Annotated in this window: 5 protein-coding genes and 3 pseudogenes; all 8 read right to left on the bottom strand. The window is 59.6% G+C overall.

Going from position 1 to position 7776, the window contains the following annotated elements:
• Nucleotides 1–63: 63 nt before the first annotated feature.
• Nucleotides 64–1407: a group II intron reverse transcriptase/maturase gene (locus A3A5_RS0108870; protein ID WP_018310241.1), complete on the bottom strand. Its 1344-nt coding sequence runs from the start codon at nt 1405–1407 to the stop codon at nt 64–66.
• A gap of 193 nt (nt 1408–1600) precedes the next feature.
• Nucleotides 1601–2590 carry a tyrosine-type recombinase/integrase gene (locus A3A5_RS37995; protein WP_018310240.1) on the bottom strand — a complete coding sequence of 330 codons (990 nt, stop codon included), beginning with the start codon at nt 2588–2590 and terminating at the stop codon, nt 1601–1603.
• Nucleotides 2587–3504, bottom strand: coding sequence for a tyrosine-type recombinase/integrase (locus tag A3A5_RS0108860; RefSeq protein ID WP_018310239.1), 918 nt, complete (start codon nt 3502–3504; stop codon nt 2587–2589). The genes A3A5_RS37995 and A3A5_RS0108860 overlap by 4 nt, the downstream gene beginning before the upstream one ends.
• Complete coding sequence (locus A3A5_RS37990) at nt 3498–4745, bottom strand: tyrosine-type recombinase/integrase (RefSeq protein ID WP_157637163.1); 1248 nt, start codon at nt 4743–4745, stop codon at nt 3498–3500. The genes A3A5_RS0108860 and A3A5_RS37990 overlap by 7 nt, the downstream gene beginning before the upstream one ends.
• A gap of 291 nt (nt 4746–5036) precedes the next feature.
• Nucleotides 5037–5741: a radical SAM protein gene (locus A3A5_RS44560; RefSeq protein ID WP_232431298.1), complete on the bottom strand. Its 705-nt coding sequence runs from the start codon at nt 5739–5741 to the stop codon at nt 5037–5039.
• Nucleotides 5741–6474 (bottom strand): annotated as a pseudogene (locus tag A3A5_RS41025) (DDE-type integrase/transposase/recombinase); the annotation flags it as partial. The gene A3A5_RS44560 and the pseudogene A3A5_RS41025, both read right to left, overlap by 1 nt.
• A gap of 620 nt (nt 6475–7094) precedes the next feature.
• Nucleotides 7095–7379 (bottom strand): annotated as a pseudogene (locus A3A5_RS0108840) (transposase); the annotation flags it as partial.
• Between the two features lie 197 nt (nt 7380–7576).
• A pseudogene (locus A3A5_RS41015) lies at nt 7577–7776 on the bottom strand (IS701 family transposase); the annotation flags it as partial.

The following is a 7776-nucleotide window of genomic DNA, read 5'->3' as shown; positions in this document are numbered from 1 at the left end:
GAGCCAACACCACATATGGCACTACGCTCTCCTGTTTGCTTCATGTCAAGTTTATGGGACTCATCATGCTGGCGACGCTTTCGTCGATGGGCCACGACGAACCCGATAGCCATTGAACAGCTTCAGTTCGTCATAGAGCCATCGCCTACTCCACCTCTTCCAGCCGAAGCCCTGACGATTCCGGGATCGCCCAAGATGGCGCCTGACCTTCTTTTCCACCCAGTCCTGGATGAAGCTGAAGCACTCACTGGAGTGTCCGACAGCGAAGTAGTTCACCCAGCCACGTAACACCGGATTTATCAGTTGCACCACTCGATCCACCGGCTGCGACTGGTATCGCCTGAACACCTCCTTGAGTTTGCGCAGCAACGCCGTGCGTTTCTTCAACTTGGGCGTATAGTGCGCTCGCCACACCTGTCTCTTTATGCTGCGCAATCGACGGAAGTCGAATCCCAGAAAGCCAAAGCTCTCACCGCAGTCCAAATCCACCGTGCGACTCTTCTCTTCATTGACCTCGACCTGTAACTTGGCAAACTCTTCCCGAAGCCGTCGGCTTACCGCCCCCAGCAGCCACGCATGGCGCGGATGGGCGTCGATTAGCACGACCAGGTCATCAGCGAAACGGGCATACTCGACGTAGGTGTACTTCCCATTGCGCGTGGTGTCCTTCGCCCGCTCAAGCATTCGGTCGACCTCAGTGAGGTAGATATTGCTGAGCAGAGGCGAGATCACCCCACCCTGTGGTACGCCTTGTTTGCCCGATGACGTCAGCATCAGCTTCAGCAAACGCATGACCGCGTTGTCATTGACTCGGCGAGCCACCTTGTCGAGCAGCAGATGATGCCGCACGGTGTCAAAGTAGGCGCGCAGATCCAAGTCTATGACGCGGGTCTTGCACTGAACGATCGCCGTCGCCACCCGATGCACCGCTTCATGCGCGGTCCGCTTCGGACGATAGCCATATGACCCCGGTTGGAAGTCTGCTTCGAAGATCGGTTCCAGAATGAGCTTGAGCGCGCCTTGCACCACGCGGTCGCGGATGCAAGGAACCTGGAGAACGCGGACTTTGCCGTTACTTTTAGATGGGATCGACAGGACACGGACTTTGCCCCCGTCCTTCGGTATCTCCTGCCGCCGCGCCCGTAGCGGTACGTAGGTGCGCTCGATCAGTTCGCCCTGTATCTGCTCGAGGAAGGACTCCACGCCTTGCGCCTCGATGGCCTCGAACGTCACTCCGTCGATACCCGGTGCGCCGTTGTTCTTTCTGGCCAGCGAATACGCTTCGCGCAGCGTCTCCATCTTGCAGACGTGGACGTACAACCCCCAGAAACGCCAGGACGGTTCAGCCTTCGCCTTGACGTATATTCCCCGCCTCAGGTCCTGCAAACTGCTGGACGCCTTTGTCATCTCGTCCTTGCCTCCCATGTTGTCGAGGACATTACAAACAGCAGCGCCCCTTCGCTCCACCGGCGTTACCCGCTAGGCGCTGCAGCGCCTAACGGGTATTCAGCGGAGTCCATTTTTCTGCGGAGTGGGAAGGCCTAGGCAAGGACATCCCTGTAGGCACCATCGTTTCCACTCCGCATAACATTACACGCGCTTACACAGTCCTCAGAAGTTCAATGAGCTGATCGGGTGCGCGAAAGTGTCCCTTACGAAGGGTAGGCGGGACAGTGGAGTTCATGGTTTCGAGCAGTGTCGTTGTATCGGCCCGCAGATACATCTCCGTTGTTTGTTTACTGGCGTGGCCCAGCCACAACGCGACTTTGCGGATGTCGCCGGTCGATTGCAGGATAGAAAGGGCACATGAATGTCGAAGGCAATGGGGAGATACTCTTTTGGTTAGGAGTGTCGGACAACGCTGTGCTGCCGTTTGGACATGTTTGTGCAGAATGTACTCGAACCCGGAGCGGGTCATTGCGGCTCCGCGTGCATTGAGAAAGACCTCCGTCGCTTGCCCCGTAGGCCGCAGTGCCAACCAGGCACGCAACGCAGTGGCCGTTTCTCGCCACAAGGGCAAGGCTCGTTCGCGCCGGCCTTTGCCGAGAACGTGGACGCTGAGCCGAGGCTCAAAACTCAAATTCTCCAGACGCAAACCAACTAACTCGGAGACGCGTAACCCTGCTGAATAGGCGACGTACAGCATGGCGCGATCACGAATACCGTCACGGATGGTTAGCGACGGCGCATCGAGCAAGGCTTGCATTTCGTCGCGGTTGAGATAGTCGACCAAGCGCGTGTCGGCACGTTTTAGGGGGATCGCCCGAATGCGTTGGATCTGCTCGAAGACCGACGGTTCTCGGTACTCGATGAATCGCATGAAAGTGCGAATCGCGGCCAAGCGAACATTGCGGGTAGCGGGGCTGTTGGCACGCTCGGTTTCCAAATGGGTGAGGAAATCAAGCACCAGCGGTGCATCGAGCTGTTCCAATTCCAGCGCCGAAGGTCTGATCTTTAGTCGCTTGGCGGCGAACTCGAAGAACAGGCGTAAGGCCAATGCGTAGGTATCGCAGGTGCGCTCGCTGGCCCGACGTTCCAAGGGAAGACGCTCGCGCAGAAAGACGCTGACATGAGTGGCAAGTGACGTCATGAGATGGCTCCTTTGAAAAAGTCCTCGCACCGATTGGCGATGTCGCTGAGCAACTGTGGAGTGGTATGCAGATAGACAAATGTGCCGCTGAGTTTCACGTGGCCGAGATAGGTAGACACCGCGAGTACGTGCTGGCGGACGTAGTCGTAACCAGCCGGGCAGCTCTCCAGTGCTCTAACGGCCCAGCTATGCCGAAGGTCATGGATTCGAGGTCGCGGGCCTGATCGGCCGGGATCCGGATCCAGTCCTATCTCCTGCACCAGAGTCCGAAAGGTCTCCTGCACGGCTGAGTAGTGAAGACCACGACGACGACTCGAGATGAAGACGTGGTCGTCCCCTCCGCCGAGTTGCCGGCGCCGCTCCAAATAGCGCTCCAACCCTGCCTGCGTGCTCGGATGTAGGGGTACCAAGCGGCTCTTATGAAATTTGCTTGCACGAATCACCAGACCGTCTGCGGTGATATCCTCGAAGCGCAGCGCTAGCGCCTCCGAAATCCGCAGCCCCGTCACCGCCAGCAAGGAGAACAGCGTGCAATAGGTCCACGGCCGCAAGGAGTCGGAGGGTGGCAAGCGTGCGGCTTGCTCCAAGAGCTGACGGATTTGGCCTGCCGTGAAGATGAAGGGGCGATACAGCAGTCGCTGACGCGGAAATACGTTCCGACGTGGGACTTCATGCCGCGTGTCCTCGGCCTGTGCGTGGCTGGCAAAGATTCTTATCGCCTCGAGACGGCGACCGCGTTGAGAGGCAGACGGAGCCAAAGCGGCCCATTCAAGCGCAGTCTGTTCGCGTACGTGAGTTTCGCCGCGTGCGGTGGCGAAGCGAGCGTAGTTGCGCAGGAAGCCTTCGGTGACGCGCAATCCGAAGCCCGCCGAGCGCCGTATGGCCAGATAGGCGTCGATGGATGAGATTAGCATGGCGAAACCTCCGGCCACGGTTGCGCCAGCTCGCGTAGCAACCTCACGTCGACCTTCGCGTAATGGGCCGTGGTATCCAGCGAGCGATGGCGTAACAATACGGCGATGCTCTCAAGGGACGCACCTTCTGCCAGTAACGCTGTGGCAGCGGAATGACGCAATAGATGCGCGCCATGGGAAGGGGCGCTCACGCCGGCGCGATGAATAGCACTTTTTACAATAGCGGAAACGGCAGTGCTGTTCGTTGGAAAGGGACCGACTGGTGAAGCGACCCGCAGAAACAGATGGTCCGATCTCACCGCCGGGCGTGCCGTCGCCAAGTAATGGGCGATGGCATCTCCGACCTGCTGGGGTAGCGGTAGCTGAACCATACGGCGCGACTTCCCCAGGACCTGAACAGTCGCCTGCGCCCAATCGATATCTCCCAGACGCAGGGCATAGATATCGCTGGCACGCAGCCCCAAGCGCGCTAGCAACAGAAGGATGGCGCGGTCGCGGGCTCCGGTGACGGTTGCCGAGTCGCACGCGGCCAACACACGTTCGACATCCGCGGGAGGCAAGTAGCGTGGCAGCGCCGAAAGGCGCCAACCCCCAATGGTTGGAATCGCAACGTCCAGGCCAACCTGGCACTGCCCCTGGGCGATGAGAAAGCGGATAAACGCACGTAGTGCTGTGATCACCACTCTGGCTTGCGACCTTCCGTGCCGGCTCGCCCGATCGAGAACGAAGGCGCGCAGGTCGGCGATCGCAAAATCTCGGGGGTTGCTGCCGAGTGTTTGCAGAACATCAACAATAGTCCGCCGATAGGTGTTGAGAGTGGTGTCCGGCATCCCGTGATGCCGGCGCATCCACTCGCAAAACTGCAAAAACAGCGGTGGCATCGTCGGTCTAGTCGCGGCTTGCTCCACCACGGGGACGGCGCTCGTTGCCTGGAGGTGTCGCAGAAATGCGCTTGCTCCGCGCAAATCATAATCGTTCACACGCTTGAACCGCTCGCACTCACAGGCGCGCAAGTGTTCCTTGAACTCGTCGACGTTGGCCTTCTCAAGATCGGCCAATAATCGCCCACGACCTCGTAGCCAGTAGCTGAAGTATGCCGCTGAACGCAGATACCGTCGAATGGTGCCCGGCCTATAGCCCGCGCTGATCAATGCTGCAACGAAGCCATCCAGATAAGGTTCGGCAGGCGTCTGGTGGATAAAATCCGCCATGCCAGAGTTCGGGAAGTAGCTCGTCCACATGATGTCCTCCTTCGCTGTGTCGGTGATCGACAAGCAGAAGCAGAACACCAATTGTTATGCCCAGTCCAGGAACAAGTCGCCGACGCTATCTCATTGATATGTCGTCCTAAATTGCCGGGAGAATGTGCCCACTCCGCAGAAAAATGGACTCCGCTGAATACCCGGCTTCACAGCTACTACGGACCCATCCGCCACCCTCTCGCCTTCGACCCACTTCCCGGGTTCGCCGGTTATAGGGCCTACCTTGCTCCGGCGATTTCGCGCCGGGGCGAGGAGGGCTTCTCCAGTTGCTCAGCATGTCCTTGCCACCGTGCCGTCGCTTCCACCCCGCCGAAGTGAGATAGCCGTGTCGGTCAGCTTTCGGCTACCCATCTTGCCTTCGCCCTCACGGTTGCGGGCTCGGCCCTCGGATCTCTTCACTTTCGAGGCCACATCCACGTTCATTTTCATTACGGCCCAATGACTCGCGCGTCCCCCAAGGAGACGGTCGTCGATAGGCTTCAGAGTCTTGGTTTCCCGCCACCCTGCTATCCAAGCTACGGGGCGTCTGACTCTTACCCCGGCAGGTCTATCTCCTGCTGAACATGCCAGCCTTTGCTGGACACACAACCGTGCGTGACTATCACGGCCAGGGCGCGGACGATTCTTATTGTGCAAATCCTCCGGGCCATCCAACGATGAAGATAGATAGATGTGATGGTCCCTACAGTACTCGAGGATTTCATCCGTCGCGAGTGCAAGAGTCGTGGTAATAACGAACTCAAGGTCGCGACCTTCTGCTTGGCCGCGTCGCTCGGCTTTGTCAACCACGTATCGAATCAGGTCGAAGTTGAGCAAGGGCTCGCCGCCCTGAAATTCGATTTTGATGGCTGGGTTGGGCGACTGGAAGACTAGGTCCAAGGCCTCGTCAGCAGTCTCACGCGTCATGTCGAAGGCGCCTTTGTCTTCTGACTGACGAGATACTTGACAATACTGACAGCTATGGTCGCAACGCAGGTGGTCTGGTGCAGAATGCCCAGGCTGGCCAGTCCCTCGACAAACTCGTCGGCGATCATGGCCGCGCCGTTGTCGGTCATGATCGCCCGCGGCAGGCCCCGCTTCATGATGGCCTGCGAGACGCCGTGCACCAGCGAGGCGGTGGTCTCGTCGAGGAACCATTGCAGATGGCAGACCAGCCGCGAGTGGTCGTCCATGATGCAGAGCAGGAGGGGCTTGTGCCACTGCCCGTCAGGTGTGAGGACCTTGCGCGAACCGTGATGGAAGTCCAGGTGCCAGAGCGCGGGGTAGGTTTGCGCACCAGGCCGTGTGCCTTCATGGAGCGCCGCACCGTGGTATAGGATGGTAGCGTGTCCGCGCTGCCCTGGATCGCGGCCTGCAGGTTCTCGTAGTGAAGCAGGACGGTTCAGCCCGGGTGCATCCGGTACTGCTGCACGAGCGCCTCGATGATGGCCGGGCTCAGGCTGACGAAGTGACCGCAATCATCGCGCAGACGGTTCCTGAGCCGATCGACCGGATCCTGGACGTGGCGAGCCCGGTAGAACCATCGCTCGATAGTGGACACGCCGAACTGGACGTCGGCGCCGGTAATGGGATGGCGCCAGACCTTCGCGGCCAGTGCGTGGAACGCCTGCTGCAATTCCCCCTTGTCCGGCGGCGAAGCCAGCAAGGGGCCGATGACCGAGAAGCGCAGGCGCGCCCATCGGTTGCGGTGATCGATGGATAGTGACATGAGTCTCCTGTCGGGTGTGGATGACGGCGGCAATTGCCCGGGCAGCCAGCGGCCAGCTGGGGTGCCGGGGAAGGCCTCGCTCCACCATTGGCGCCAGCGCTCGAGCGTGACCGCACCGACCTGCGGCAAGCCGCCCAGACACACGGCATGTGCGCGGCTCGAGCGCAGCACCACGATGATGGCTAGATAGACGCGCCGACCCAGGAAGCGCACCGACTCGGGGGTGGTGCGTCTGCGGCAGTTCGAACAGCACAGGCTCAGGCGCGAATCGCATTGCAGCCGCGCCACCGGTGGACACCCGCGTGGCTTGCGCGGGTAGTCGGCGCTGTGCAGTGGTTTGCCACAATGGCAGCAGCCCTTCTCTCGGACCAAACGCGCCAGGTCTTCGTCAACGCGGCGCAACACGGTATAAAACGCTGGCGTCTGTAGCAGGGCGTGACACACTGTCGAGGTTTCCTTCGTTGTTGGCGCCTTTGTTGGCGCCGTTGTTGGCGCAATCGAAGGCGACATCTTCGCTCAGCGGCGTGTGCGCACGCTGTCTGAGGGAAGTTCTCCCGCATCCCTCATCGTTGTTGCTCAAAATCCCCCAGTTTCGCCATCACGAAATCAGCTTATGCACACAGGTCGATCCCGGCAAATTTCCGCATTGCCATGCTGTCGTACAGCGAGTCTTCCAGCGCCTCGTCCGACAGCCCGTACCACTGCTGCAGGAAGTAAATGCGCAGCATCCGCTCCAGACCGATCGGCGGGCGTCCACGTTTGCCCTTGGGGTAGTACGGCTCGACCGTCGCAATCAGGCGCGACCACGGCACAACGTTTTCCATCTCCGTCAGGAAGCGCTGACGGCGCGTCACTCGCTTCTTGCCGTGGGCTTCTGCTTCCGCAAAACTGATCTGTCGCTTCATCACCGGACCTGAATCTAGGGTTGCCTATGACAACGCACTCACTCAATGCCGCGATGACCCGCGCACTGATTAATTCAGCATTTCCTTAGTCTTACTGTGTCATAAATGTGATCGATCAGCCAGACGCGCAACATGAGCAAAGGCCAAGGCCGCGGATCAGGTGGAAACTGAGTTGATGACGGAGTGTGGTGATTGAATTAGTCACGTGCCGCTGCGCGCGCAGGGCTGCCCCGGGGGATGTAATCAGCGGGAAGCGCAGGTATCTGGCGTTCGAGGAAGTTTTTTTTATTCTCTTCGGACTTCACCGCAGCGAGTCGTTCGGCCATCAGGAAGCCGTAGGCTGCGATACTCAGCGTCGCATGATGGTGGAATCCGCGCCGGCCCCGACCTTCATAGT

Source organism: Cupriavidus sp. UYPR2.512 (assembly GCF_000379565.1).
In the GTDB taxonomy this organism is placed as follows: domain Bacteria; phylum Pseudomonadota; class Gammaproteobacteria; order Burkholderiales; family Burkholderiaceae; genus Cupriavidus.
This window is presented reverse-complemented; position numbering and strand designations above follow the sequence as displayed.